Consider the following 26,573-nt stretch of genomic DNA (forward strand, 5'->3'; position numbering starts at 1 on the left):
GCGGGCGCACCGGGATCTAGTCTCCGTAGCCGTGGAGCGCCTGAGGGAGCTGCCCTTACAAGCTTGTGGGGCGTCTGAGGGCTGGTCCGCGGTCAGCGCCCCGTCACGTACAGCGCTGTGCCCCCGGAACCGGTCCGGGCCGCCTCGAACGGTGGCCCGGACCGGTCCCGGGGGCGTGTGCGGCCGGACGGGACGGTGTCCGGCTCCTGGGATCCGCTAGCGGCGGGCGGCGCGCCCGCGGCGGTACAGCAGCGCCCCGCCCACGAGCAGGGCCGCACCGGCGGCCGAGGCCGTGAGCGCATGGTCACTGCCGGTCTCGGCCAGGTGGGGCGGCTCTTCGCCGGTGGCCGGAGGCGGCGTGTGGGTCACGTGCGTGGGCGGGGTGTGCGTACGGTCGGGCGGGGACAGCGGCGTCTGCGTCTCGGGCTCGTGCGGCTTGTCCGGCGTGTATCCGTTGCCGCAGTCGTTGTCGTAGGCGGAGTTGAGCACCCCGAGCACACCGATGGTGTTGCCGCAGGCGTTCACCGGCGCGTGGATCGGGAGCTGGATGAGGTTCCCGGACAGCACGCCGGGAGAGCCCTCGGCGACTCCCTCCGCGTACGCGCCACCGCCGTCGGAACGGTCCCGCGAGGTGCTGGAGGCCCGGTGATCGGACCGGTCGTCCTGGTGCGAGCCGTTGACGCACGTGTTGTCGGAGGCCTCGTTGAACGCCCCGACCACGTTGACGGAGTTGCCGCAGGCGTTCACCGGTGCGTGGACCGGCGCCTGGACGTTGTTCCCGGATGCCACGCCGGGAGAGCCCTTGGCGACTCCCTCCGCGTACGCGCCACCGCCGCCGGAGCCGCCGTGCGACGGCTTGGACGCCTGGTGATCGGACCGGTCGTCCTGGTGATCGGACCGGTCGTCCTGGTGCGAGCCGTTGACGCATGTGTTGCCGGAGGCCTCGTTGAGCGCGGAGGCCGCACCGATGGTGTTGCCGCACACGTTCACCGGCACCTCGATGGGCGCCTGGACGTTGTTCCCGGACAGCACGCCGGGAGAGTTCGTGGCGGCTCCCTCCGCGTGGGTGTCGGCGAGGGCGGGGGCGCCGTACAGCGAGAGAATGCCCGTGGCGGCGGCCGCCGCGAACGCTCCCTTGCTCAGGGTCTGTCGCAATGTCGTGGTCTTCCTGCTTGAAGAGGTGGAAAGCCGGCCCGGGCACGGAGATCGACGTCCGAAGTCGGCCTTGGCTGAGCCGGGAGGCCGGCGCGTCGGACGCCACAGCGTGCTATGCGTCGAGAAGAACACCCGGAGGTCCGACGGCGGCGGACCCGGCGTCGGCAGCGGCTCCCGTGTCCGGCCCTCGACTCACAGGCGGGAGTGCCTGCGGGACAAGCCCGTGCAACCGCGGACGGAGCAACACAGCGCGTTCCTTTCTCGTGGCGTCGCGTGCCCTACTGCCCCTATCAACCCGACGCACGGGAAACGGTTGCGCAGATTCACCCGGATGGCCCCTCGGCGGGCCGGCCCGGCCCCGTCAGCCCCTCAGACGTACAGCTTCTCGATCTCCTGTGCGTACGCCGCCTGTGCCGCCTGGCGTTTGACCTTGAGGGACGGGGTCAGCAGCCCGTTCTCCTCGGTGAACTCGCCCTCGACGAGGGTGAAGGCGCGGATCGACTCGGCACGGGAGACGGCCTCGTTGGCGTAGTCGACGGCCTTCTGGACGTCGGCGCGCATCCGCGGGTCCTCGATCACCTCGGACAGGGGTGTGCCGGCGGGCATTCCGCGTACCGCCAGCCAGTGCCCGACCGTTTCCGGGTCGAGGGTGACGAGTGCGGCGACGTAGGGGCGGTTGTCGCCGACGACCAGGCACTGGCCGACGGGCGGGCGGCTGCGCAGGCGGTCCTCCAGGACGGCCGGGGAGACGTTCTTGCCGCCGGAGGTGACGAGGATGTCCTTCTTGCGGCCGGTGATGGTGAGATAGCCGTCCTCGTCGAGGGAGCCGAGGTCGCCGGTGGCGAACCAGCCGTCGTCGAGCACCTCGTCGGTGGCGGCCGGGTTGTTCCGGTAGGCCCCGAAGACGATGCCGCCCCGGACGAGGACCTCGCCGTCGTCGGCGATGCGGACGGCGGTGCCGGGGATCGGCAGGCCGACCGTGCCGGGGCGGGGGCCGAGCGGTGGGACGAGGGTGGCGGCGGCGGTGGTCTCGGTCAGGCCGTAACCCTCGTAGACGAGGATGCCGGCCGCGTAGAAGAAGAGGTTGAGGTCGCGTTCCAGCGGGGAGCCGCCGCTGATGGCGTAGCGCACCCGGCCGCCGAGTTCCTTGCGCACGCGGCGGTAGACCAGCAGGTCGTACAGTGCCCAGGCGGCGTACAGACCGGGGCCGGGGCCCTTGCCGCGGCCCAGGAACCGGTCGAGGTGGGCCGCGCCGAAGCGGACGGCGACACGGTGGGCGCGTTCGAAGGAGGCGCCGCGGCCGAGTTTCTCGGCGGTGGCGCGGCCGGTGTCGTGGATCTTCTCGAAGAGGTAGGGGACGCCGACGAGGAAGGTCGGGCGGAACCGCTTGAGGGCGGGCCGCAGTTCGGCGGGTTTGATGCTCGGCCAGTGTCCGGTCTCGATGCGGCCGATCAGGCAGGCGATCTGCAGGGTGCGGCCGAGGATGTGGGCGAGCGGCAGGAAGAGCAGCGTCGAGGCGGCCTGGTCGGTGACCTCCTTGAACACGGGGTGGAGGAGTTCGACCGTGCTGGCGGCCTCGGCGAGCAGGTTGGCGTGGGTGAGGACGCAGCCCTTGGGCCGGCCGGTGGTGCCGGAGGTGTAGCAGATCGTCGCGGTGGTGTCGGGGGTGAGCGCGGTGCGGCGCTCGGTGATCTCCTCGTCGGGGACGTCCCGGCCGAGGGCGGTGAGGCCGGCGAGGGCGTCCGCGTCGAGTTCCCAGGTGCGCGGCGGTTCGGGGAGGGCTGCGGTGGCGGCGGCGACGGTGGCGGTGTTCTGCCCGGTCTCCGTGACGACGAACCGGGTGCCGGAGTCGCGGACGATCCATTCGACCTGGTCCGCGGAGGACGTGGGGTAGACCGGGACGCTCTGGCCGCCGGCGGACCAGATCGCGAAGTCCAGGACCGCCCATTCGTAGCGGGTGCGGGACATCACCGCGACCCGGTCGCCGGGTGCGAGGCCGGCCGCGACGAGGCCCTTGGCCACGGCGGTGACCTCCCGGGCGAAGGCCGCCGCCGTGACGGCGTGCCAGGTGCCGTGCCGCTCGCGGCGCAGGACGACGTCGTCGGGGGCCTCGGCCGCGTTGGTGAAGGGGATGTCGGCGGTGCTGCCGGTGGCCGGCGTCGGGGCGAGGGGCTCCGTACGGACCTCGCGCACGACGCCGTGCTCGTCCCTGGTGGTCACGGTTCTGGTGCGGGCGGCCAGGCCGGTACGTCGTTTCGCCCGTTTCAGATCCTTGCGTACACCCATGACGGCTCCCGGTCGCGGCTGATGCGGTCGTACTGGTGCTGCCCGCTTACTTACTCCGAAGTAAACTTACCCGCGCGTAATGACGAGTCAATGGGGCGGGCCCGCCCGGACGGGTCGGACGGGCCGGGCGGGCCGGGCGGGCCCCGAGGAGCTGTGGTCCTGTCAGTACAGGCGGTCGGCGGTGCGGATCGCCTCGGCCAGGTCGTGGAGGTCCTCGTCCTCGGTGCGGCCGGCCAGGCCGGCCGCGTGGTCGGCGAGTTCGTCCAGGCGGAGGGCTCCGGGCAGGGCTCGGTGGCGACGGCCGTCCAGCCGCAGGGCGTCGGCGAAGTAGGCGGCGGTCGCGGCGACCGTGAGGCCGCGGTCGCCGGTCCAGACGGAGTCGCCGAGGTCGCCGGCCTCCAGGTCGCCGCTCTCCTCGTGCGGGGCGCGGGAGTCGGGGTCGAGCCAGCGGACGGTGGCCGTGGCGAGGTGGCCGTCGGGGGCGTCGGACCGGGTGCGCACCGCGTACAGGGCGGTGACGGTGTGGCCGGGGCCGACCTCGCCGCCGTCGGCGTCGTCGTCGCGGAAGTCCTCGTCGGCGACCCGGCGGTTGTCGTAGCCGACGAGGCGGAACTCGGCGACCGTCCCGGGGTCGAAGGCGACCTGGGCCTTCGCGTCCCGGGCGGTCAGTTCGACGGCGCGGGGCAGCTGTTCGCCGAAGACCTCGCGGGCCTCCTCCCCGTCGGACACGTACACCGTGTGGCCGTCGCCCTGGTCGGCGAGGCGTTCCATCAGGGCGTCGCCGTAGTCGCTGCCGACGCCGACGCCGAAGAGGGTGATGCCGTGCTCGCGGCGGGAGTCCCCGATGCGTTCGAGGATCGTGCCGGCGTCGGTGTCGCCGGTGTTGGCGAGCGCGTCGGAGACCAGGACGACCCGGTTGGTGGCGCCCTTGCGCAGTCCTTCGACGGCGGTCTCGTAGCCGGTCTCGACGCCCGCGCCGAGGTTGGTGGACCGAGCGGGCTCCAGGCCGTCGATGGCGTCGTGGATCTCGCCCCGGTTTCCGTCGAGGCGGGTCATCGGCAGGACGGTATCGGCCTCGTCGCTGAAGGTGACGATCGCGACGGAGTCCTCGTCGCGCAGCCGGTCCGTCATGGTGGCGAGGGATTCCCGGGCGAGGTCGAGGCGGCCCGGTTCGTCCATGGAGCCGGAGATGTCGATGACGAAGGTGAGGGCGGCGGGCGGGCGGTCCTCGCCCGGCCCGGCGGACCGGGTGGCGAGGCCGACGCGGACCAGGGACCAGTCGTCCTCGTCGGTGCGGGCGCCGTCGACGGTGACCGTGAAGCCGTCGCCGTCCGGGCGTTCGTAGTTCTGCCGGAAGCTGTTGACGAACTCCTCGGGCCGGACCGTCGACGGGTCGGGCAGCCTGCCCTCGGAGAGGGTGCGCCGGGCATAGCCGTAGGAGGCGGTGTCGACGTCGAGGGCGAAGGTGGACAGGTGGTCGGGGCCGGGCGCGCCGTCCTGGGGCCCGTCCTGCTTCCCCTCGCGCTGCCGGTCGGTGCCGCGGGTGCCGTCGGGCGCGGGGAGCGGGGCCGCGTCACCGTTGTGGCCGCCGCTCCCGCCGCCGATGCCTCCTCCGGGCCCGCCCCCGCCTTCGTACGAGGAGTCGGATACCTTGCCGGCGTTCCCGCCGGCGCACGCGGTGAGCAGCAGGCCGCCGGCCGCCGTGAGCGCGACCAGCGCGGGGCGGAGCCGTCGCGTCCCGTGCCGTGTCCGTGTGCCCCGCCGGTGCGTCGTGCGTCGGGTCGTCCGCTTCATCGTCCGTTCCCCCTCGTGCCGTTGGCGTCGACTTCTGCGACTGTGACGCCGGAGCGGGACGGAACGTGCGCTACGGGGCGTTGCGGATGGGTCTCGAAGCGGGCACGGGAGGGGCCCGCCGAGACCGGTAGGTGATCCTCCGTTGACCTAGGAGACCACGTCCTTGCGGGCGAAGCCGCGGAAGGCCAGCGCGAACAGGACGAGCGCGTACGTTACCGAGACCGCGGTGCCCTGGATCATGCCGGACCACTGCGGGGTCGGCTGGACGGCGTCGGCCCAGGCGTACTGCCAGTGCGCGGGCAGGAAGTGGCGCCAGTCGCCGAGGGCGGTCACCTGGTCCAGGACGTTGCCGACGATGGTCAGGCCGACCGCGCCGCCGACCGCGCCCAGCGGGGCGTCGGTGCGCGTCGACAGCCAGAACGCGAGCCCGGCGGTGACCAGCTGGGAGACGAAGACGTACGCCACGACCACCGCGAGCCGCTGGGCCGCCGTGGCGGGGTCCAGCGAACCGCCGGTGGGGATCTGCAGCGGGCCCCAGCCGTAGGCGGCCGTGCCGACGAGCAGCGCGACCACCGGCAGCAGCACCATCGCGGCGAGGCTGAGCCCGAGGCCGACGACGAGCTTGGACCACAGCAGCCGCATCCGCGGCACCGGGGCGGCGAGCAGATAACGCAGCGAGGACCAGCCGGCCTCCGAGGCGACCGTGTCCCCGCAGAACAGGGCGACGGGCACGACCAGCAGGAAGCCCGCGGAGACGAACAGGTTCACGGCGGCGAAGTTGGCGCCGGACGCGGTGGCCGTGTCCATCAGGGTCACCCGGCCCTCGCGGCCCTCCGGCTCGCCGCCGACGGCGAAGGCGACGGCCAGCACGAACGGCAGGGCGGCGAGGATCGCGCCCATGACGATCGTGCGGCGGCGCTTCAGCTGCCGGACCAGCTCGACCCGCAGCGGCAGCGTGCGGCCCGCACGGTAGCCGTCGGCCACCTCCACCGGCTTGGCCGGGCCGCCGGCCGACGGCCCGGTTCCGGCGGGTCCGGCGGGCCCGGTCCGTTCGTCGAGCACGCTCATGCGGAACCTCCGATCATCGTGAGGAAGGCGTCTTCGAGGCGGCGGTGCGGTCCCACCGACGCCACCGGCACTTCCAGCCGCACCAGTTCGGCGACCAGGCGCGGGACGGTGCCGTCGGCGTCGAGCCGGACCAGCAGCCCGTCGTCGGTGAGGACCGCCGAGGCGACGCCCGGCAGGGCGGCCACCTTCCCGGCGAGCGGCTCGTCCACGGGGGACCCGGTGCCGACGAGCAGGGTGTCGCCGGAGCCGATGATCTCGTGCACCGGCCCGGCCTGGACCAGCTGTCCGCGGTCCATGACGACGAGGTGGGTACAGGACTGCTCGACCTCGGAGAGCAGATGGCTGGAGACGATCACCGTGCGTCCTGCGGCCGCGTACCGGATCATCACCTCACGCATCTCGCGGATCTGGGGCGGGTCGAGGCCGTTGGTCGGTTCGTCCAGGATGAGCAGGTCCGGCAGGCCGAGCATGGCCTGGGCGATGGCGAGTCGCTGGCGCATGCCCTGGGAGTAGGTGCGCACGGCGCGGGCGAGCGCGTCGCCGAGGCCCGCGATCTCCAGGGCCTCCTCGATGTGGGAGTCCCCCGCGGGGCGGCCGGTGGCCTGCCAGTACAGCTCCAGGTTCTCCCGGCCGGAGAGGTGCGGGAGGAAGCCCGCGCCCTCGACGAAGGCGCCGACCCGGGACAGCACCGGCGCGCCGGGACGGATGGCGTGACCGAAGACGCGGATCTCGCCGCTGTCGGGCTTGATCAGGCCCATCAGCATGCGCAGGGTGGTGGTCTTTCCCGCGCCGTTCGGCCCGAGCAGGCCGAGGACCTGGCCCTTCTCCACGCGGAACGACAGGTTCCGCACGGCGTACCGGTCGGCGGAACGGGCGTAGCGCTTGCCGAGGCCGGTGATCTGCAGCGGTACGCCGGCGAGTTCGGGGTCGGGGGGCGTGGCCGCCGTACGGCGGCGGCCGGTCAGTACCAGGGCGAGGGCGACGACGGCTCCGGCGAGCGGCAGCCACCACACCCAGGAGGGCAGCGGGGCCGCCGCGGTGGCCACCTCGGGCGCGGTGGGCACGGTGAGGTCGCTCTTCAGGGAGACCGTGTACGTGGCCGGGGCGGCCGGGGAGGCGTAGCCGAGGTCGGTGGAGGCGAGGACGAGCCGCAGGCGGTGGCCGTCCCGGACCTCGTGGTCGACGGCCGGGAACGTGACGGTGACGTCCTTGCCCGCCTTGGCGTCCTCGACCCGGATCGGCGCGACCAGCTGGGAGGGCAGCACCTGCTGCCGGCCGTCCGGGCCGACGTCGTACACCTTGCCGAAGAGGACGGCGTCGTCGCTGGTCGACTTCACGTGGACGGTGGCGGTCGGCGAGCCGGTGATCCGCAGGTCTTCGGTGACCGGGGCGGACTCGAAGCGGGCGTGCTGGCCGGGGAAGTCCAGGGAGACGCCGACGCCGAGGGACGACAGCTGGGAGAGGCCGCCGGCGCCGCCGAGGCCGGGCAGGGCGGAGACGGCGGGCGGACTGGCGCCGGCCGGGTTGGCGAAGCTCTGCTCGCGTCCGGTGAGCGGGAAGGCCTTGCCGCCGCCGGTCAGGCCCGGGTAGCGGTCCGCGCTCGCGCCGCTCAGCACGGCCTGCCCGTCGGTGGAGTCGATGCCTCCGGCGCGGGTGACGCGGAAGGCGGGGCCGGTGTCGGCGCCCTTGTCGTCCTTCAGGTACCGGTCGAACCAGGCCTGGGCGCGGGCGCGGACGCGCTCCGCCTCCGGTTCACCGCCGTCGTGCCCGCCGGCGATCCAGTCGACGTCGACCGGGGCGCCGTTCGCGCGGATCGCCTGCGCGGCCGCGTCGGCGTGACCGAGCGGGAACAACGAGTCGGACTGGCCCTGCATCAGCAGGGTCGGCACGTCGATGCGGTCGGCGACCGCGGACGGGGACCGCTCCTTCAGGAGCGCGACGGCCTGGGCGTCCGGGGTGCCGGACTCGGCGACCCGCTCGTACATCCGGCACAGCGCGGGCTCGAACTTCTCGCACCCGCCGCCGGAGTTGACGAAGATGCCCGCCCACAGCTTCTTGAACACGCCGTTCGGGAACAGCGCTTCGGCGAGGTCGAAGTAGGTGATCGCCGGGGCGATGGCGTCCACCCGGTCGTCGTGCCCGGCGGCCAGCAGCGCGATGGCGCCGCCGTAGGAGCCGCCGGCCATGCCGAGGCGCGGGTCGCCGTCCTTGTCCAGCTCGACCTCGGGCTGCTCGGCGAGCCAGTCGATGAGCCGTGAGACGTCGGCGACCTCGCCGTCCGGGTCGTTCAGCCCGATCTTCCCGGTGGACTCGCCGAAGCTGCGCGCGGACCAGGTGAGCACCGCGTACCCCTCGCGCGCGAGCTCCTCGGCCTGCTGCCGTACGTCGTTCTTGCTGCCGCCGAAGCCGTGCCCGAGCAGGACGGCGGGGCGGCGGCCGGCCGGGCCGGCGGTGAAGTACGAGGTGTCGATGCGCACCTCGTCGGCCACCGTCATGACGCGGTCGGCCCGGTCCACCGGGGGCACGTCCTCGGAGGCGACGGCGGTCCAGGTGCCGGCCCCGGCGAGCACGACGACGGCGGCCACGGCGGCGACGGTCCGTCGCGGACGCCATGACCTGGGCCACCGCGGTCCGGGCAGTCGAAGATCCATGCGTCAACGGTACGGGGTCAACCTGTCGGCCCGATGTCGACCGCAGACCGACCTCGCCACATCCTCCAGGCGTACGCGCCCACTGCCGCGTACCGCGCCCGTGGTACGCGAACACACCGCGAACGCCCCGGCAGCGCCCATATCGGCAGTGGACGGGGAACCTCCGGCGCGGGGCCGTAGCGGGCGGGGAGTCGTCGCACGCACTTCGCTCCTGCCAAAGCGAAGCGGCCGCCCGCGCCGGAGGTGATCGGTGCCGGGGCCGTCAGGGCACCCCGGGGTACGGAGGCCGGCGGTGGCGTTCGTGGCTTGTCGTGGTCGTCACCGCACGGCTCTCCCACGGTTTCTAGTCGTGGAAGCGAAGCCCTGTCAATGTTTTGTCCGGACATTCGGACGAGATCTTGACCGTACGTCCCCGGAACGGGCATCCACGCACCCGGCGCCCGCGCACCCGACCCGGACGGGTGATGCCGACGGGGTCCGGTCGCGGGGCGGGTCAACCCGCCCCGCCGATGAACCGGCAGGCGCCTTTGCATCACTTGCGTCACAAACATCCCGCTCGTGTCGCACATGTCCCGCGTACACGGTTTTTCCGTCACGCCCGGCGCACAACCTCGCTCTGCCCCCGTAGGACGTCGTTCACCGGGCAGAACGCCTGGTGATCGCCAGCGCAGCACCCGGCTCCCCCTGACGGCCGACCCCTGGCCGCCTCCGTGGTGCTCGCGGGGAGGTACGACGCATGACCGACCGACGTCTGTGGTCCTACAAGGACATCGCGGCGCACATCAAGGTGCAGCCGGACACCGTCCGCTCCTACCGCAAGCACGGCCTGCTGCCCCCGCCCGACCACGTGGAGAGCGGCAAGCCGTACTGGTACGCGGACACGGTGCGCCGCTGGGTGGCCTCCCGGCCGGGCAACCGGCCCCGCCGCTGAACCCCGCCCACGACAACGGCTGTGCCCCACCGGGTAGGCGGGGCACAGCCGTTCAGTTGTTTCCGTCGCCCGGCCCGGTCACACGGTCGTGCGGGCCGGCTCGGTTTCGGGGCGGGACTCGCTCTCGGGCTCGGGCCCGGCCTCCGCGGCCCCGACAGCCTTCGGTGCCGGCTCGCCCTCGCTGAGCCCGAACCGCTCGTGGAACCGGCGCAGCGGGCCCGGGGCCCACCAGGTCGCCCGGCCGGTGAGCCGCATGACCGAGGGGACCAGGAGGCTGCGGACGATCATCGCGTCCATCAGCACGGCCAGCGCGATGCCCAGGCCCAGCATCTTGGTGTTGGTCACGCGCGAGGTGCCGATCGCGACCATGACCACCGCCAGGATGACGGCCGCCGCGGTGATCAGCCCTCCCGTGCGCTGCAGGCCGTGCCGGACGGCCTGTTCGTGCTCGCCGGTGAGGTCGTACTCCTCCTTGATCCGGGAGAGCAGGAACACGCCGTAGTCCATGGAAAGGCCGAAGGCCACGCAGAACATGATGACCGGGAGGGTCGTCTCGACGGAGCCGGGGCTGGTGAAGCCGAGCAGGCCGGAGAGATGGCCCTCCTGGAAGACCCAGACCATGGCGCCGAACATGGCGGTCAGACTCAGTGCGTTGAGCAGCACCGCCTGGACGGGTATCAGCACGCTGCCGGTGAGCAGGAACACCAGGAACAGGGTGACGATCACGATGAACAGGGCCGCCATCGGCAGGCGCTCGGCTATGGCGTCCTTGGAGTCGACGAGCACGGCCGCCGCGCCCGTCACGCTGGTGTCGAACGGGGCGTCCACCGCGCGCAGATCGCCCACCAGCCGCTGGGCGGGGTCGTCGACGGCCTCGCCCCGGGGCACCACCGTGAAGTACGCGGCGTCCCCCTTCACCAGCGGCCCCTCGACCCGTACCACCTCGGGGAGTTCGGCGACGCGCTCCTTGTAGGCCGCGTACTGGGCCTCGGTGGCACGGCCCTCGGCGAGTACTTCGAGGCCGCCGCCGGGGCTGCCCGGGAAGCCCTCGCGGATGTGGTCCTGGACCACGCGGGACTGGGCGGTGGACGGCAGCTGGCGGTCGTCGGCGGTGCCGAACTTCACGCCCAGGAAGGGCAGTCCGAGCAGGACCAGGACGGCCGTGGTGCCCAGGGCGAAGAACGGTGCCCGGCGCATCACCAGCGTCGCCATGCGGCCCCAGACGGCGCCTTCCTCGCCGGCGGCCTTCGCGGGCCGCCGGCGGCGCAGCAGGCGGCGCAGGTCCAGGGCGTCGACGCGGTGGCCGAGGACCATCAGCGCGGCGGGGAGCAGGATGAGTGCCGCCGCCGCGGCCAGCAGCACCACGGCGATGCCGGCGTAGGCGAAGGACCGCAGGAAGTACTGCGGGAAGAGCATCATCGCCGCCAGGGACACCGCGACCGTGAGGGCGGAGAAGAGCACCGTGCGCCCGGCCGTGCGCAGGGTGGTGCCGATGGCGGTGAGGGGTTCGGCGCCGGCGGACAGTTCCTCGCGGAAGCGGCGGACGATGAAGAGGGCGTAGTCGATGGCCAGGCCGAGGCCGAGCGCGGTGGTGAGGTTCATCGCGAACACCGACACCTCGGTGAACTCGGTGAGCCCGCGCAGGATCGCGTTGGCACCGAGGATCGCGACGATGCCGATGCCGAGCGGCAGCAGGGCCGCGACGGCGCTGCCGAACACCATCACCAGCAGCACGAGCGTCACCGGCAGGGCGATCAGCTCGGCCCGCAGCAGATCCTCCTGGATGATCGTCTGCATCTCGTGCCGCACGGCGACCGGGCCGCCGACGCCGACCTCCACCACGCCCTGTTCGCCACGGAACTGGGGCGCTATGCGGTCCAGGGTCTCCCCCATGGCCGTCTCGTCACCCGTGATGCGGGCGGCGATCAGCGCCTCGTGCCCGTCCTCGGCGCGCAGGGCGGGTGAGCGGGTCTGCCAGTAGGAGCCGACGCCGGTGATCCCCTCCTCGCCGGCCAGGCGCTCGGTGAGCCGCGCGGCCTCGGCGGCGACGGCCGGGTCGTCGACCGAGGCCTCGCCCGCGTCGACGAGCAGCAGGAGGTTGGGCTGGGAGCCGGGGAACTCCCGCTCGATGGCCTGGGTCGCGTAGGTGGATTCCGCGTCCGGGTCCTCCCAGCCGCCGCTGCTCATGCGGTCGGCGACGCCGCTGCCGGCCAGCGCGGCCAGCACGGTGAGCACCAGCGCCGCCAGCAGGGCGAGCCGCGGCCGGGCGGTCACGAACCGGGTCCAGCCTCCGACGCGTGGTGGCTCGTTGACTTCGGTCATCCTGCGGTGTCCCCTTTTTACCGTGAAACCGTGCGCCGGCCCCCACCCCGGTGGCCGCTCCGTGCGTCCCGCTCGTGCACGGTGCCGGTCCGGGGCCTCGCAGTCCGCGGGTACGCGGGCAGGCGGCATGGCTGTGCCGTTGCCATAAACTGGCAAACACGAGAGGTCGCTCGTGTTTCACCAGAATGCGAGCACCCGCTCGCGTTTGTCAATCGCTGTGGAAACCGCGCACGGAAACACGCGTACGGAAACACCTGCGGAGTCTTCGCGCGGTGAGGAAACGGGGGAACACGTGCCCGAGAGGACCGACATGGAGCAGACGGCCGACGAACGGCCCCGCCGCCGACAGGCGCGCGGCGAGCGGCGCATCGCCCAGTTGCTCGAGGCGGCCGCCTCCGTCTTCTGCACCACCGGGTACACCGCGGCCAGCACCAACGCCATCGCCCGCGAGGCCGGCGTCTCGCCCGGCACCCTGTACCAGTTCTTCCCGAACAAGGAAGCGATCGCGGTCGAGCTGAGCGACCGGCTGATGCACGAGATGCGGGAGACGTACGGGGCGGCCCTGCGGCCGATCGCCCCCGAGACCCCGCTGGAGGAGGCCATCGCGGCGGCCGTCGACCGCTTCGTCGACTTCAACTGCCGCCACCCGGTCTTCTTCACCCTGATGCACGGCCCCGACGTCCCCGGCGCCATGACGCAGGAGCACGACGCGCTGCACGCCGCCCTGATCGACCGGGTCGAGGCGCTGCTCACCCCGTTCCTGCCCGACGCCCGCACCGAGGAGATCGCCCGTACGTCCCGGATGTGCGTGGCCATCTACAAGGGCGGCCTGGAGCTGATCCTCGCCCACGAGGGCGTTGAGCGTGAGGCCTACGTCCAGGAACTGAAGGACGTCCTGTTCCGCTACCTCGACCCGCTGGTCGTGGATTAATACCCCCCAGGGGTATAGTCTGGGCATGGAGGCCCCGGCCCCCGCGGGCCCCCTCGACCCATACCTCTCGACGAGGAGCAACGACATGACCGCCCAGACCGACACCCAGGGCTCCGTCACCGCCGTCTACAAGGTGAGCGGCATGAGCTGCGGCCACTGCGAAGGCGCCGTCTCCGGCGAGATCTCCGAGATCCCCGGGGTCGCCTCGGTGAAGGCCGTCGCCGCCACCGGCGAGGTCACCGTCGTCTCCGCCGCCCCGCTCGACGAGGAGGCCGTCCGCGCCGCCGTCGACGAGGCCGGCTTCGAGCTCGTCGGCCCCGCCTGACGCGGCAACGGCACGACCCGGGCCACCCCGGACCCTCCGGCAGCCCCGGCAGCCCCGGCAGCCCCCTCTACGACCTCGGAGGCCCCACCCGCCTCCGAGGTCGAGCCGTCGCGAGCGGCACGCCGGGACGGCGCCACACCCTCCCCCGGCTCCGTCGCCACCCACAACCTGTGGCTACGCTCGTTTCATTGAGGTCTCAAATGACCTCAACCCCTGGAGTCCGGTACGACATTTCACATAAGCTCTTCACAAGGCTCACGCATCTTCCTTACGCTTGGGGCGCATCGGTAATTCAGGGCCCTTGCGCACCTAACGGACACATGCAAGAGACGCAGATCACAGTGATGTGAACGTAACCATCGAAGGGGTTCGAAGGTCTAAGTTGGCGGTGTCGGGAAGCGTCTTGGGGGGCGCGACCTGGCATCTGGGAATGTCTTGGGGGACTTTCCCGGAGCTGCGTTGCCGGGGCACGTACATCGGGGAGCTTTGAGCGGCCCTCCCGACGGTGCGCGTCCCGGCAGACCGCACGAGTGCCGTGAGCTCCGCTCACCGTGCTCACCAGACAGCGATTCAGGCGCTGATCTTCACAGACGCCCGGCCGGATCCCGTGGGGGGAATCCGCACCGGGACATGGGAAGGCGCCCTGACGTCGGCCCGTGGGGGGACCGGCGCAGGGCGCCTTCTCCTTTTTCGCGACTCGGTTCGCCTCCGCTTTCGCGGCTCGGTTCGCCTCCGCGCGCTCGCGGTCCGGGCGAAGACGGATGGCACGCCCCTCGAGGTGAGGCGGGCGTGCCATCCGTCGTTGTACCCGTGTCGCGGCTCGCGCGTTCGGTCAGCGCTCCTCGACCGGGATGAAGTCGCGCTCCACCACGCCCGTGTAGATCTGGCGCGGGCGGCCGATGCGGGAGCCCGGCTCCTTGATCATCTCGTGCCACTGGGCGATCCAGCCCGGCAGGCGGCCGAGGGCGAACAGGACCGTGAACATCTCGGTCGGGAAGCCCATGGCCCGGTAGATCAGACCGGTGTAGAAGTCCACGTTCGGGTAGAGGCTGCGCGAGACGAAGTAGTCGTCGGAGAGCGCGTGCTCCTCCAGCTTGAGCGCGATGTCCAGCAGCTCGTCGGACTTGCCGAGGGCGGACAGCACGTCGTGCGCGGCAGCCTTGATGATCTTGGCGCGCGGGTCGAAGTTCTTGTAGACCCGGTGGCCGAAGCCCATCAGGCGGACGCCGTCCTCCTTGTTCTTCACCTTGCGGATGAAGGAGTCGACGTCGCCGCCCTCGGCCTGGATGCCCTCGAGCATCTCCAGCACCGACTGATTGGCGCCACCGTGCAGCGGGCCCCACAGGGCGGAGATGCCGGCGGAGATCGAGGCGAACATGTTCGCCTGCGAGGAGCCCACCAGGCGCACCGTGGAGGTCGAGCAGTTCTGCTCGTGGTCCGCGTGCAGGATGAGCAGCTTGTCCAGGGCCGAGACGACGACCGGGTCGAGGTCGTACTCCTGGGCCGGCACGGAGAACGTCATGCGCAGGAAGTTCTCGACGTAGCCGAGGTCGTTGCGCGGGTAGACGAACGGGTGGCCGATCGACTTCTTGTACGCGTAGGCCGCGATCGTCGGAAGCTTGGCGAGCAGCCGGATCGTGGAGAGGTTGCGCTGACGCTCGTCGAACGGGTTGTGGCTGTCCTGGTAGAACGTCGACAACGCCGAGACGACCGACGACAGCATGGCCATCGGGTGGGCGTCGCGCGGGAAGCCCCGGTAGAAGTTCTTGACGTCCTCGTGCAGCAGGGTGTGCTGCGTGATCTCGTTCTGGAACGCGGTGAGCTCGTCGACGGTCGGCAGCTCGCCGTTGATCAGCAGATAGGCGACCTCCAGGAAGGAGGAGCGCTCGGCCAGCTGCTCGATGGGGTACCCGCGGTAACGGAGGATTCCTCCCTCGCCGTCCAGGTACGTGATCGCGGATTTGTATGCGGCGGTGTTGCCGTAGCCGCTGTCCAGCGTCACCAGGCCGGTGTTGGCGCGGAGCTTCCCGATGTCGAAGCCCTTGTCACCGACCGTACTGTCGACCACCGGGTAGGTGTACTCGCCGTCGCCGTACCGCAGTACTACAGAGTTGTCGCTCACGTCTTCCCTCACCGACGTAGTGCCTCATCTTCGAGGTGCCCTGACTGTCTCTACCATCCCCCACTTGGCTCAGGAGAGTGCACTCGGGGTCGACCATCGGGCCTATTGGCGGCACTGAGTGCCGCCAACTTGCCCATCCTGCCTCCTGCGTTCCCCATCCGGAAGGGCTCTGTGACGTTCCCGACTCGTTTGATCGATCATTTTTCTTCCGGAGTGGGGACGAAGGGCAGCAACAACGACGGTTCAGGCGCCCGCGAGCCGGAAGTCGAGCGCCGTACAGCGCCGTCCGGCCGAGACCGTGCGCACCGCCTGCCCGATCGCCCTGCGTGAGCCGACGAGGACGACCAGCCGCTTGGCCCGGGTGACCGCCGTGTAGAGCAGGTTCCGCTGGAGCATCATCCAGGCGCCCGTGGTCACCGGGATGACGACGGCCGGGTACTCGCTGCCCTGGGAACGGTGGATGGTCACCGCGTAGGCGTGGGCCAGCTCGTCCAGTTCGTCGAACTCGTACGGCACCTCCTCGTCCTCGTCCGTCAGCACCGTCAGCTTCTGGTCGACCGGGTCGAGCGAGGTGACCACGCCGACGGTGCCGTTGAAGACCCCGTTCGCACCCTTTTCGTAATTGTTGCGGATCTGGGTGACCTTGTCGCCGACGCGGAAGACCCGGCCGCCGAACCGCTTCTCGGGCAGGTCGGGACGGCCGGGGGTGACGGCCTGCTGGAGCAGGCCGTTCAGCGTGCCGGCGCCGGCCGGGCCGCGGTGCATGGGGGCCAGGACCTGGACGTCCCGGCGCGGGTCGAGCCCGAACTTCGCCGGGATGCGGCGCGCGGCGACATCCACGGTGAGCCGGCCCGCCTCCTCCGTGTCGTCCTCGACGAAGAGGAAGAAGTCCTTCATGCCGTCGGTGAGCGGGTGCTGTCCGGCGTTGATCCGGTGCGCGTTGGTCACCACGCCGGACTGCTGGGCCTGGCGGAAGACGCGGGTGAGGCGGACGGCGGGAACGGGGCTGCCGTCCGCCAGCAGGTCCCGGAGCACCTCGCCCGCGCCGACGCTGGGGAGCTGGTCCACGTCGCCGACGAAGAGGAGGTGCGCGCCGGGGGCCACGGCCTTGACCAGCTTGTTGGCGAGCAGCAGGTCCAGCATGGACGCCTCGTCGACCACCACCAGGTCGGCGTCCAGCGGCCGGTCCCGGTCGTAGGCCGCGTCGCCGCCGGGCCTGAGCTCCAGCAGGCGGTGGACGGTGGAGGCCTCGGCGCCGGTCAGCTCGGCCAGACGCTTGGCGGCACGGCCGGTCGGGGCCGCGAGCACCACCTTGGCCTTCCTGGCGCGGGCCAGCTCCACGATCGAGCGGACGGTGAAGGACTTGCCGCAGCCGGGGCCGCCGGTGAGGACCGCGACCTTCTCGGTGAGCGCCAGTTTGACGGCGGCCTCCTGCTCGGGAGCGAGGTCGGCCCCGGTACGCCCCTTCAGCCAGGTCAGCGCCTTGTCCCAGGCCACGTCCCGGAAGCCCGGCATCCGGTCCTCGCCGGTGCGCAGGAGGCGCAGCAACTGGGCGGAGAGGGCCAGTTCGGCGCGGTGGAACGGGACGAGGTAGACGGCGGTGACCGGGTCGCCGCCGTCCGGGGCGGGGACCTTCTCCCGTACGACGCCGGGATCCTCGCCCTCCTCCGGCTCGGCGGCCAGCTCGGCGAGGCACTCGATGACGAGCCCGGTGTCCACCTGGAGCAGCTTCACCGCGTCGGCGATCAGCTTCTCCTCGGGGAGATAGCAGTGCCCCTGGTCGGTGGCCTGCGAGAGGGCGTACTGCAGGCCCGCCTTGACGCGGTCCGGGCTGTCGTGCGGGATGCCGACGGACTGGGCGATCTTGTCGGCGGTGAGGAAGCCGATGCCCCAGACGTCGGACGCCAGCCGGTACGGCTGGTTCTTCACGACGGAGATCGAGGCGTCCCCGTACTTCTTGTAGATCCGGACCGCGATCGACGTCGACACCTCGACGGTCTGGAGGAAGAGCATGACCTCCTTGATCGCCTTCTGCTCCTCCCAGGCGTCGGCGATCTTCCTGGTCCGCTTGGGCCCGAGGCCGGGAACCTCGATGAGCCGCTTGGGCTCCTCCTCGATGACGGTCAGGGTGTCCAGGCCGAAGTGCTGCGTGATGCGGTCGGCGAAGACCGGTCCGATGCCCTTGACCAGCCCGGAGCCGAGGTAGCGCCGGATGCCCTGGACGGTGGCCGGAAGCAGGGTCGTGTAGTTCTCGACGTGGAACTGCTTCCCGTACTGCGGGTGCGACCCCCAGCGGCCCTCCATCCGCAGCGACTCGCCCACCTGGGCGCCGAGCAGCGCCCCGACGACCGTGAGCAGGTCTCCGGCGCCTCTGCCGGTGTCGACGCGGGCGACCGTGTAGCCGTTCTCCTCGTTGGAGTACGTGATGCGCTCCAGCACGCCTTCGAGCGTGGCGAGACGCCGTTCGCCCGAGGCCGCTGCGGACTGGTTGGACATGGTCCGACGGTACCGGTGGGGTGTGACAAAGGGCGGCCCGGAAGGGGGCTTGCCCATACTCTCGGGACATGCACTACGCCAGGATGCGCGCCATCGCCGAAGACCTCGGGGCATACGCGGAGCGGCTCGAAGGGGCCTGGAGCGTCGAGATCGGGCCGTCCGGCCCGATACTGGCCATGATGTGCCCGTCCAAGCGCCACGAGGGCACAATCCGTCGCATCTGCAAGCAGTCGGACACGCAACTCCTCAGCACCCATCCCGGTCATATCTGCGCGAGCGGCCCCGAGATCGAGCATCCGGTGATCGGCCGTATGCGCCGCCCCGGATGCCGTCGTGATTCCCGAGGCCACCCTCGACGAAGAAGGCCTCGCCGTCGACGCGACGCAGGCGCTGGCTGCCGTCGAGATCGTCTCGCCGTCCGATCCGGGCAACGACTACGACGAGAAGCTGGCCGACTGTCCGGCCATGGGCATCCCGCACTACATGATCGTCGACCCTCGCACCGGAACGATCCAGGTGCACTCCGACCCCTGCAAGGGCCGCCACAGCAGTAAGGAGCCGTACATCTTCGGTGACTCGGTGCCGTTCGGGCCGTGGACGGTGGAGACGTCGGAGTTCCGGCGGTACGGCAGGGACGGTTAGGGGCGGCGGGGGTTCGACTTGAGGGCTTCGAGGAAGGGGGTGAAGGCCTCCGCCAGGAAAGTGAGGGTGGCACGGGCAGGGACTTTGGAGTCGCGGACGGCGACGTGGGTGGTCGAGGGAGCGATCTCCACGCACTCGTTGCCGTCGCCCGGTCCCGAGTAGGACGACTTCCGCCAGTTGTCCATGGGATTCCTACAGCTCCTTCGCCAGGTTGTGGATGAACTCACGCGACTGTCCAGGGTCGAGTGACGCGGACTCCACCTTATGGAAGCTCGTTCGGTAGGTGTTGAGCTGAGCCTCGGAATCAATGAACGCCGAGCCATGCAGCGCGTCGCGGACCACAGTGTCCAACTTGGCCAAGGGACCGCCCACGTACGTCATCGTGCTGGAGGCTCTGGCGAAACAGTCCAGGTCGAAGGGGATGACGCGCACGGTGATGTGGTCCGCTTCGGAGAGCTCCAGGAGCCGCGCCAGTTGGGCCCTTGAGGTGGCACGGTCGCTGATTCTGATCCGGAGCGCCGCTTCGTGGATCACTGCTTCGTAGGGGATGGCGAATTCCTGGCGCGCCTTGCGGTGCTGAATGCGCACCTCCAGTTCCTCGGCGGTCAGTTCCGGCAGCCTGGAGGAGAAGACGGCACGCGAGTAGTCCTCGGTCTGGAGCAGACCCGGCACATACAGGATGGCTACGTGGCGGAGGAACCGAGCGTGGTGCTCCAGCTCGGACAGGTCCAGGAACGACGTGGGCAGGAAGCCCCGATACTCCTCCCACCAGCCGTTTACCCGTTCGGTGGCCATCGCCACGAGGACGTCGATGAACTCCTCGTCAGTACAGGCATAGTGGGAGGCGAGGCGGCGAACGCGCTGCTCGCTCACACCCGCGAGCGCGGACTCGATATGGGTGATCTGGGCAGGGGCCACGCCGAGCAGCGCGGCTGCCTGACGAGAGTTGAGACCCGCAGCCTCACGGAGTCTGCGTAGTTCAGTTGCCAGTCGCATCTGGCGTGCCGTTGGTTCGCGCCTCTTCACCATCGACTGGCCCTCTTCAGAAGTCTGTTGGTGCACCTCATTTGGCGTCAGATTACGCGATCGGCTTGCCGCGTCCCTAGATTTAGATCCACCGTCAGTGATGAGACGCACACCCTGCGGCACCGGGCCACCGGATGTACACCGCTCCGTCCTGCCATGACGGGCGCGGCAATGGGACACCGAGCCCGCATTCACCCCCTTCCTCCGAATCGGAGACCCGCATGCCCGAAAACGAACCCTGGGAGTACTCCCTCTACATCCCCAACGACCTCCGCGCCGTCACCATCAGCCGCCGTACCCTCCGGCTGATCCTGACCATGCACGGGCTGATCAGGCTCGTCGACGTCGCCGAACTGATGGCAGCGGAGCTGGTGTCCAACGCCGTACGCCACACCAAGGGCCCCGCCGCCCTGCGCGTGTGCTGGTCGCCGCCGGGGACGCTGCGGATCGGGGCGTGGGACGCGGACCCCGAACCACCGGAGCCGCCGGTTCCGTTCGAACGAGGGGAGGTGCTGGAGTCGGGGCGAGGACTTGCGCTGGTGCGGGCCTGCGCCGACGTATGGGGATGGCAGCCCCTGGCCAGAGAGGGCAACCGGGGCAAGTACGTGTGGTGCGAGCTGGCCGCCGATTGACCGAGAGGTGAGGAAGGGGCGTGGGGCCCGGCGGTCCTCACAGAACCGATGACACTTACCGGCCGACTGCTTGATGCGCGCGCATAGGAGCACAATGCTGACAACACGAGTCCGGGTGCTCACAGTTGAACCAGCGGACCGCCCGGCAGGCCCGCGGCGCGGCAGCAGGAGCGGACGACCCGTCGGCTTCGACAGACGGGCCCGCATCCTCCACGGCACCGTCATCGTCGCTTCGATCCGGCTCCGGCTCCGGCTCCAACTCCGGCTCTGCTCGTACTCCGCGACCGGCTAGTCGTCCGGGCCCGCAGCCGAAGGCGGTACCTCGACGACGAAGAAGAGGAAGCAGGGTTTGGTCGAGAGGTCGTGGAAGCCGTCGGGGAACAGTTCACGGGCGGCCGGGTCGGGCTGCGGCTCGCTGATGACGGAGAGACGGAAGCCGGCGGTGGTGAAGGCATCGGTCATCGCGTGCAACGGCTTGCGCCAGAACTTCATCGGGAAGGGCTGCCCGTTGTACGTCCAGTCGAAGGTATAGCCGGTGGTCGCGAAGTAGTCGGGCCGAGGACCCGGGAAGGTGTAGGCCACGATGGGATGGTCCACCGACGCGATCAGCCGGCCGCCGGGCCTGAGCACTCGCCGTAACTCGGCCAGCGTCGGCCCCCAGTCCTCCAGGTAGTGCAGGACCAGCGACGCGATCACGTCGTCGAACGACCCGTCGGCGAACGGCAGGCGGTCGCGCAGGTCGGCCACGTGCAGGGCCACGTCGTCACCGAGCCGCCGCCTGGCCAGCGTCAGCATCCCGGCGCTGGCGTCGATGCCGGTGACGACCGCGCCGCGCTCGCGCAGTGCGGCGGACAGGGGGCCCGAGCCGCAGCCGGCGTCCAGGATCCGGCGGCCGGCCACGTCTCCGGCGAGGGCCGGCATCGCGGGCCGCGCGTAGTACGCGTTCACGAGGTTGTTCTCGTTCTCCGCCGCGTACGCCTCGGCGAAGCTGTCGTAGTCATTCGCCCGGACCGTGTCTGCAGGCCGGGCGAAGCTCTCGGGCACGTCGGTTGCGGGTTCCATCGCCGAAGCCTAGTGGTCGCACGATCCGCCGGACAGAACCTCCCCGCCTTCGGAATGCGCCCGCCTGCGTCGCCGCAGGGGTGCCGTCGCCCACATCGTCAGCCCGACCAGGGACAGGATCACCGCCCCTCCGACAAGGGTGGGGACCGCCGCCACGAGAGCGAAGATCAGTAGCAACTCCGCCCACGTCGGTTCCTCGACCATCGTGCTGCCGCCCTGCGCCATGAACACCACGACGCCGGCGGCCGGCGATCGGTTCCGGATACGCACGCCGGCACCACCCCGCACCCCGGTCACGATTTGATGTCGGCCGCCGCCACCCCTTGCCCTCCCCTCGTGTAATCGATTCCAATCCTTGGTGCACAGCAGATGTAATCGATTCCACGAGGAGGTGGGGGCGATGGCGGGCATCAAGGATGTCGCCGCCGGGGCGGGCGTGTCCGTCGCCACGGTGTCGCGTGTCCTGAACGGCCATCCGTCGGTCAGCGCGGCCGCGCGCGAGCGGGTGCTGGCCGCCGTCGAGACGCTGGGCTACCGCCCGAACGCCGTCGCCCGGTCGCTGCGCACCGACCAGACCCGGACCCTCGGTCTGGTCATCAGCGACGTGATGAACCCCTACTTCACCGAGCTGGCCCGATCCGTCGAGGAGGAGGCCCGCGCGCTGGGCTACAGCGTCATCATCGGCAACGCCGACGAGCGGCCCGACCTCCAGGACCACCACGTCACGACCCTGCTGGACCGCCGTATCGACGGGCTGCTGGTCTCCCCCACCGACGGCGGTTCGCCCCGGATGCTGGACGCCGCCCGCGCGGGGACGCCGATGGTCTTCGTCGACCGCTGGATCCCCGGTGTGGACGTGCCCGTGGTCCGGTCGGACGGACGGGCCGCCGTACGGGACCTCGTGGCGCACCTGTACGGGCTCGGACACCGGCGTCTCGCGATCATCGCGGGGCCCGCCGCGACCACGACAGGACGCGAGCGCGTCGACGCCTTCCGCGAGGCGCTCGGCGCGTACGGGCTTCCCCTCCCCGACGCCTACATCGGCCAGGGCGACTTCCAGGCCGACAGCGGGCGCCGGGTCACCGAGGGCTTCCTCGCGCTGCCCGAGCCGCCCGAGGCCGTCTTCGCCGCCGACAACCTGATGGCGCTCGGCGCGCTGGACGCCGTCCGCGCGCACGGGCTGCGGGTTCCCGAGGACATCGGGCTCGCCGCGTTCGACGACATCCCCTGGTTCGTGCACACCGATCCGCCGGTCACCGCGATCGCCCAGCCCACGGGAGACCTGGGGCGGGCCGCCGTGCGCGCGCTGGTCGACCGGATCGAGGGGCGGCCCGGCGAGTCCGTCACCCTCCCCGCCCGGCTCGTCGTCCGCCGCTCGTGCGGCGAACCGGCACCCCGCCCACCGGCCCACCGGCCGCCGGCACCCGAGCCACCGGCACACGAGCCGCCGGAATCCGACCCACCGGAATCCGACCCACCGGCGCCCGGCCCACCGGCGCCCGGCCCACCGGCACCCGGACCGCAGGCCCCCACCCAGTCCCCCGTACGAAGGAGTACGCCGTGAGCGACCCGGACGAGTTGCTGCGCATCGAGGGCATCCGCAAGACCTTCCCGGGCGTGGTCGCCCTCGACGGTGTCGACTTCGACCTGCGCCGCGGCGAGGTGCACGTGCTGCTCGGTGAGAACGGCGCGGGCAAGAGCACCCTCATCAAGATGCTGTCCGGTGCCTACACCCCCGACGAGGGCCGCATCCTGGTCGGCGGCGAGGAGGTGCGCATCCACGGTGCGCAGGACTCCGAGCGCCTCGGCATCGCCACCATCTACCAGGAGTTCAACCTCGTACCCGATCTGACGGTCGCCGAGAACATCTTCCTGGGGCGGCAGCCGCGCCGCTTCGGGATGATCGACCGCAAGGCGATGGAGGCCGACGCCGCCGTCCTCCTGAAGCGGGTCGGCGTGAACGTGTCGCCGTCCGCGCGGGTCCGCGAACTCGGCATCGCGCGGCTGCAGATGGTCGAGATCGCGAAGGCGCTGAGCCTGGACACGCGGGTACTGATCATGGACGAGCCGACCGCCGTGCTGACCTCCGAGGAGGTCGACAAGCTCTTCTCGATCGTGCGCAGGCTGCGCGAGGACGGCGTGGGCATCGTGTTCATCACGCACCACCTGGAGGAGATCGCCGCCCTCGGCGACCGGGTCACGGTCATCCGGGACGGCCGCAGCGTCGGCCAGGTCCCGGCCACCACGCCCGAGGACGAACTCGTCCGCCTCATGGTGGGCCGGTCCATCGAGCAGCAGTACCCGCGCCGGCGGCCCGCCGCCGGTGACACCCTGCTCCGGGTCGAGGGACTCACCCGCGACGGCGTCTTCCACGACGTGAGCTTCGAGGTGCACGCCGGTGAGGTCGTCGGTATCGCCGGGCTGGTGGGCGCCGGCCGTACCGAGGTCGTCCGTGCGGTGTTCGGCGCCGACCCGTACGACAGCGGGACCGTGCACGTCGCGGGCAGCTCCCTGCGCGGCCACGACGTCAACGCGGCGATGACGGCCGGGATGGGGCTCGTCCCCGAGGACCGCAAGGGCCAGGGTCTCGTCCTGGACGCCTCGGTCGAGGAGAATCTGGGCCTGGTGACCCTGCGTTCGGCCACCCGCGCGGGGCTCGTCGACCTCAAGGGCCAGCACACCGCGGCGGCCCGGATCGCCGAGCAGCTCGGGGTGCGGATGGCGGGCCTCGGCCAGCATGTCCGCACGCTCTCCGGCGGCAACCAGCAGAAGGTCGTCATCGGCAAGTGGCTGCTCGCCGACACCAGGGTGCTGATCCTCGACGAGCCGACGCGCGGGATCGACGTCGGCGCCAAGGTCGAGATCTACCAGCTGATCAACGAACTCACCGCGGCCGGCGCCGCCGTGCTGATGATCTCCAGCGACCTGCCCGAGGTGCTCGGCATGAGCGACCGGGTGCTGGTGATGGCCCAGGGCCGGATCGCGGGCGAACTCCCCGCCGAGGACGCCACGCAGGACGCGGTGATGGCCCTCGCGGTCGGCACCCCACCCACCGGCGAAGACACCGAGAACACCAGAACCACCGAAGACGCAGAAGACGCAGAAGACGCAGAAGAGGAGGGCCCCCGTGGCCACTGACACGCTCAAGAGCTCGGGGGGCAAGGGCGCCGCCTCGCACGGCCTGCGCCGCCTCCTGCTCGACAACGGGGCGCTCACCGCGCTCATCGTCCTCGTCATCGCCATGTCGGCGCTGTCCGGCGACTTCCTGACGGCCGACAACCTGCTCAACATCGGTGTGCAGGCGGCGGTCGTCGCGATCCTCGCCTTCGGCGTCACCTTCGTGATCGTCTCCGCGGGCATCGACCTGTCGGTCGGTTCGGTCGCCGCCCTGTCGGCCACCGTCCTCGCCTGGAGCGCCACCTCAGAGGGCGTCCCGGTGCCCTTGGCGGTGCTGCTGGCCATCGCCACCGGCATCGCGTGCGGCCTGGTCAACGGCATCCTGGTGTCGTACGGCAAGCTGCCGTCGTTCATCGCGACGCTCGCCATGCTGTCGGTGGCCCGCGGCCTGTCCCTGGTGATCTCCCAGGGCTCCCCGATCCCGTTCCCCGACTCCGTCTCGCACCTCGGCGACACCCTCGGCGGCTGGCTGCCGGTGCCCGTGCTCGTGATGATCGTCATGGGCCTGATCACGGCGTTCGTCCTGGGCCGCACCTACATCGGCCGCTCCATGTACGCCATCGGCGGCAACGAGGAGGCGGCCCGGCTGTCCGGGCTGCGGGTGAAGAAGCAGAAGCTCGCCATCTACGCGCTGTCCGGCCTGTTCGCCGCCGCCGCGGGCATCGTGCTCGCCTCCCGGCTGTCCTCCGCGCAGCCGCAGGCCGCGCAGGGCTACGAACTCGACGCGATCGCCGCCGTCGTCATCGGCGGCGCCTCCCTCGCGGGCGGTACCGGCAAGGCGTCCGGGACGCTGATCGGCGCGCTGATCCTGGCGGTGCTGCGCAACGGCCTCAACCTCCTGTCGGTGTCGGCGTTCTGGCAGCAGGTCGTGATCGGCGTGGTCATCGCGCTGGCCGTGCTCCTCGACACGCTGCGCCGCAAGGCGGGGGCGACCCCGGCCACGTCCGGTGCGCCGGGCGGGGGTGACAGGAAGAAGCAGGCGGCGACCTATCTGCTCGCCGCGGTGGTCGCGGCGGCCGTCGTCGGCGCGCTGTCCTTCCTGCACAACGGTTCCTCGGAGGCGAAGGCGCAGAAGGTCGGCCTGTCCCTGTCGACCCTCAACAACCCGTTCTTCGTGCAGATCAGGGACGGTGCGCAGGCGGAGGCGGAGAAGCGGGGCCTCGACCTGACCGTCACCGACGCGCAGAACGACGCCTCCCAGCAGGCCAACCAGCTGCAGAACTTCACCAGCGGCAGCCTCGACGCGATCGTCGTCAACCCGGTGGACTCGGACGCGGCGGGGCCCGCGGTGCGCTCCGCCAACGAGTCGGACATCCCGGTCGTCGCCGTGGACCGCGGCGTCAACAAGGCCGAGACGTCCGCGCTGGTCGCCTCCGACAACGTGGCCGGCGGCCGGCAGGGCGCCGAGGCGCTCGCCGAGAAGCTGGGCGGCCGGGGCACGATCGTGATCCTCCAGGGCCAGGCGGGCACGTCCGCCAGCCGGGAGCGCGGCTCCGGCTTCGCCGAGGGCCTGAAGGACTACCCGGGCATCAAGGTCGTCGCCAAGCAGCCCGCGGACTTCGACCGCACCAAGGGCCTCGACGTGATGACCAACCTGCTCCAGGCCCACCCCGACGTCGACGGCGTGTTCGCCGAGAACGACGAGATGGCGCTCGGCGCGATCAAGGCGCTGGGTTCCAAGGCCGGGAAGTCGGTCCAGGTCGTCGGCTTCGACGGCACGCCGGACGGCCTCAAGGCGGTCGAGCAGGGCACGCTGTACGCGTCCGTCGCACAGCAGCCGCGCGAACTGGGCAGGATCGCGGTGGACAACGCGCTGCGCGCCGCGGAGGGCAAGAAGATCGACGAGACGGTGATGGTTCCGGTGAAGGTGGTCACGAAGGAGAACGTGGCCGAGTTCAGCGGCTGACACCGACGATCGATCAGGACCGGGGGCGGGCGGTCATCACGACCGGC

General features: G+C 71.1%; 19 protein-coding genes and 2 pseudogenes. 8 read left to right on the forward strand and 13 right to left on the reverse strand.

All coding sequences use genetic code 11. The annotated features are described in order from the left end of the window. Window positions 1-216: 216 nt before the first annotated feature. The 6 genes and pseudogenes from ACFWVE_RS07095 to ACFWVE_RS07120 all read right to left on the reverse strand — a co-directional run. Window positions 217-1,155 carry a chaplin gene (locus ACFWVE_RS07095; RefSeq protein ID WP_384009057.1) on the reverse strand — a complete coding sequence of 313 codons (939 nt, stop codon included), beginning with the start codon at window positions 1,153-1,155 and terminating at the stop codon, window positions 217-219. Window positions 1,156-1,524: 369 nt separating this feature from the next. Beyond that, window positions 1,525-3,441, reverse strand: coding sequence for an AMP-dependent synthetase/ligase (locus ACFWVE_RS07100; RefSeq protein WP_384009059.1), 1,917 nt, complete (start codon window positions 3,439-3,441; stop codon window positions 1,525-1,527). Window positions 3,442-3,603: 162 nt separating this feature from the next. Next, window positions 3,604-5,235 (reverse strand): von Willebrand factor type A domain-containing protein, encoded by a 1,632-nt coding sequence (locus ACFWVE_RS07105; protein ID WP_384009061.1) that lies wholly within the window; start codon window positions 5,233-5,235, stop codon window positions 3,604-3,606. Window positions 5,236-5,382: 147 nt separating this feature from the next. Beyond that, window positions 5,383-6,303 carry an ABC transporter permease gene (locus ACFWVE_RS07110; RefSeq protein WP_384009063.1) on the reverse strand — a complete coding sequence of 307 codons (921 nt, stop codon included), beginning with the start codon at window positions 6,301-6,303 and terminating at the stop codon, window positions 5,383-5,385. Next, on the reverse strand, window positions 6,300-8,954 hold the full coding sequence (locus tag ACFWVE_RS07115) for an alpha/beta fold hydrolase (RefSeq protein WP_384009065.1): 2,655 nt from the start codon (window positions 8,952-8,954) through the stop codon (window positions 6,300-6,302). Before ACFWVE_RS07115 ends, ACFWVE_RS07110 begins: the two co-directional genes overlap by 4 nt. 155 nt (window positions 8,955-9,109) lie before the next feature. Next, window positions 9,110-9,214, reverse strand: a pseudogene (locus ACFWVE_RS07120) (5-deoxy-glucuronate isomerase); the annotation flags it as partial. A gap of 476 nt (window positions 9,215-9,690) precedes the next feature. Here ACFWVE_RS07120 and ACFWVE_RS07125 point away from each other — a divergent pair. After that, the gene (locus ACFWVE_RS07125) at window positions 9,691-9,885 is read left to right on the forward strand and encodes an AlpA family transcriptional regulator (protein ID WP_042170865.1); all 195 of its coding nucleotides are present in this window, start codon (window positions 9,691-9,693) and stop codon (window positions 9,883-9,885) included. 78 nt (window positions 9,886-9,963) lie between these two features. On the opposite strand, the gene ACFWVE_RS07130 is transcribed toward ACFWVE_RS07125, so the two are convergent. After that, entirely contained in the window at window positions 9,964-12,207 is a 2,244-nt protein-coding gene (locus tag ACFWVE_RS07130) for an MMPL family transporter (RefSeq protein ID WP_384009067.1), read from the reverse strand. Window positions 12,208-12,517: 310 nt separating this feature from the next. Between ACFWVE_RS07130 and ACFWVE_RS07135 the strand changes: the two genes are divergently transcribed. Next, entirely contained in the window at window positions 12,518-13,138 is a 621-nt protein-coding gene (locus ACFWVE_RS07135) for a TetR family transcriptional regulator (protein WP_384009199.1), read from the forward strand. An 85-nt stretch (window positions 13,139-13,223) separates the two neighbouring features. Then, complete coding sequence (locus tag ACFWVE_RS07140; protein ID WP_384009070.1) at window positions 13,224-13,463, forward strand: heavy-metal-associated domain-containing protein; 240 nt, start codon at window positions 13,224-13,226, stop codon at window positions 13,461-13,463. Between the two features lie 832 nt (window positions 13,464-14,295). Here the strand turns inward: ACFWVE_RS07140 and ACFWVE_RS07145 are convergent. Further along, a complete protein-coding gene (locus ACFWVE_RS07145) occupies window positions 14,296-15,585 on the reverse strand; it encodes a citrate synthase (RefSeq protein WP_384009072.1) in 1,290 nt (429 codons plus the stop codon). Window positions 15,586-15,828: 243 nt separating this feature from the next. After that, complete coding sequence (locus ACFWVE_RS07150) at window positions 15,829-18,081, reverse strand: ATP-dependent RecD-like DNA helicase (RefSeq protein WP_384009074.1); 2,253 nt, start codon at window positions 18,079-18,081, stop codon at window positions 15,829-15,831. A gap of 68 nt (window positions 18,082-18,149) precedes the next feature. On the opposite strand from ACFWVE_RS07150, the pseudogene ACFWVE_RS07155 reads away from it, so the two are divergent. Then, a pseudogene (locus ACFWVE_RS07155) lies at window positions 18,150-18,723 on the forward strand (Uma2 family endonuclease). On the opposite strand, the gene ACFWVE_RS07160 reads toward ACFWVE_RS07155, so the two are convergent. Then, the gene (locus ACFWVE_RS07160; protein WP_383813542.1) at window positions 18,720-18,908 is read right to left on the reverse strand and encodes a DUF397 domain-containing protein; all 189 of its coding nucleotides are present in this window, start codon (window positions 18,906-18,908) and stop codon (window positions 18,720-18,722) included. The pseudogene ACFWVE_RS07155 and the gene ACFWVE_RS07160 sit on opposite strands and share 4 nt — an antisense overlap. A gap of 7 nt (window positions 18,909-18,915) precedes the next feature. After that, window positions 18,916-19,752, reverse strand: a complete 837-nt coding sequence (locus ACFWVE_RS07165) for a helix-turn-helix domain-containing protein (RefSeq protein WP_384009076.1) — start codon at window positions 19,750-19,752, stop codon at window positions 18,916-18,918. Between the two features lie 218 nt (window positions 19,753-19,970). On the opposite strand from ACFWVE_RS07165, the gene ACFWVE_RS07170 reads away from it, so the two are divergent. Continuing rightward, window positions 19,971-20,381: an ATP-binding protein gene (locus tag ACFWVE_RS07170; protein WP_384009077.1), complete on the forward strand. Its 411-nt coding sequence runs from the start codon at window positions 19,971-19,973 to the stop codon at window positions 20,379-20,381. A gap of 288 nt (window positions 20,382-20,669) precedes the next feature. On the opposite strand, the gene ACFWVE_RS07175 is transcribed toward ACFWVE_RS07170, so the two are convergent. Further along, the gene (locus tag ACFWVE_RS07175) at window positions 20,670-21,443 is read right to left on the reverse strand and encodes a class I SAM-dependent methyltransferase (protein ID WP_384009079.1); all 774 of its coding nucleotides are present in this window, start codon (window positions 21,441-21,443) and stop codon (window positions 20,670-20,672) included. 9 nt (window positions 21,444-21,452) lie between these two features. Beyond that, window positions 21,453-21,713, reverse strand: coding sequence for a hypothetical protein (locus ACFWVE_RS07180; RefSeq protein ID WP_384009081.1), 261 nt, complete (start codon window positions 21,711-21,713; stop codon window positions 21,453-21,455). Between the two features lie 130 nt (window positions 21,714-21,843). On the opposite strand from ACFWVE_RS07180, the gene ACFWVE_RS07185 reads away from it, so the two are divergent. The 3 genes from ACFWVE_RS07185 to ACFWVE_RS07195 are packed head-to-tail and all read left to right on the forward strand — an operon-like array spanning window position 21,844 to window position 26,526. Beyond that, complete coding sequence (locus ACFWVE_RS07185) at window positions 21,844-23,007, forward strand: LacI family DNA-binding transcriptional regulator (RefSeq protein WP_384009083.1); 1,164 nt, start codon at window positions 21,844-21,846, stop codon at window positions 23,005-23,007. Then, window positions 23,004-24,581 (forward strand): sugar ABC transporter ATP-binding protein, encoded by a 1,578-nt coding sequence (locus tag ACFWVE_RS07190; RefSeq protein WP_384009085.1) that lies wholly within the window; start codon window positions 23,004-23,006, stop codon window positions 24,579-24,581. Before ACFWVE_RS07185 ends, ACFWVE_RS07190 begins: the two co-directional genes overlap by 4 nt. Continuing rightward, window positions 24,571-26,526, forward strand: coding sequence for a substrate-binding domain-containing protein (locus tag ACFWVE_RS07195; RefSeq protein WP_384009088.1), 1,956 nt, complete (start codon window positions 24,571-24,573; stop codon window positions 26,524-26,526). Before ACFWVE_RS07190 ends, ACFWVE_RS07195 begins: the two co-directional genes overlap by 11 nt. Window positions 26,527-26,573 lie beyond the last annotated feature (47 nt).

The sequence above is a fragment of the Streptomyces sp. NPDC058632 genome (assembly GCF_042717095.1).
GTDB lineage: Bacteria > Actinomycetota > Actinomycetes > Streptomycetales > Streptomycetaceae > Streptomyces.

Bases quoted from the DNA above. Each gene is read 5' to 3' on its own strand.
- ACFWVE_RS07160 (WP_383813542.1), bottom strand. From the start codon at position 18,908: ATGGACAACTGGCGGAAGTCGTCCTACTCGGGACCGGGCGACGGCAAC.
- ACFWVE_RS07100 (WP_384009059.1), bottom strand. From the start codon at position 3,441: ATGGGTGTACGCAAGGATCTGAAACGGGCGAAACGACGTACCGGCCTG.
- ACFWVE_RS07125 (WP_042170865.1), top strand. From the start codon at position 9,691: ATGACCGACCGACGTCTGTGGTCCTACAAGGACATCGCGGCGCACATC.
- ACFWVE_RS07185 (WP_384009083.1), top strand. From the start codon at position 21,844: ATGGCGGGCATCAAGGATGTCGCCGCCGGGGCGGGCGTGTCCGTCGCC.
- ACFWVE_RS07150 (WP_384009074.1), bottom strand. From the start codon at position 18,081: ATGTCCAACCAGTCCGCAGCGGCCTCGGGCGAACGGCGTCTCGCCACG.
- ACFWVE_RS07115 (WP_384009065.1), bottom strand. From the start codon at position 8,954: ATGGATCTTCGACTGCCCGGACCGCGGTGGCCCAGGTCATGGCGTCCG.
- ACFWVE_RS07130 (WP_384009067.1), bottom strand. From the start codon at position 12,207: ATGACCGAAGTCAACGAGCCACCACGCGTCGGAGGCTGGACCCGGTTC.
- ACFWVE_RS07105 (WP_384009061.1), bottom strand. From the start codon at position 5,235: ATGAAGCGGACGACCCGACGCACGACGCACCGGCGGGGCACACGGACA.
- ACFWVE_RS07165 (WP_384009076.1), bottom strand. From the start codon at position 19,752: ATGGTGAAGAGGCGCGAACCAACGGCACGCCAGATGCGACTGGCAACT.
- ACFWVE_RS07135 (WP_384009199.1), top strand. From the start codon at position 12,518: ATGGAGCAGACGGCCGACGAACGGCCCCGCCGCCGACAGGCGCGCGGC.
- ACFWVE_RS07175 (WP_384009079.1), bottom strand. From the start codon at position 21,443: ATGGAACCCGCAACCGACGTGCCCGAGAGCTTCGCCCGGCCTGCAGAC.
- ACFWVE_RS07110 (WP_384009063.1), bottom strand. From the start codon at position 6,303: ATGAGCGTGCTCGACGAACGGACCGGGCCCGCCGGACCCGCCGGAACC.
- ACFWVE_RS07140 (WP_384009070.1), top strand. From the start codon at position 13,224: ATGACCGCCCAGACCGACACCCAGGGCTCCGTCACCGCCGTCTACAAG.
- ACFWVE_RS07170 (WP_384009077.1), top strand. From the start codon at position 19,971: ATGCCCGAAAACGAACCCTGGGAGTACTCCCTCTACATCCCCAACGAC.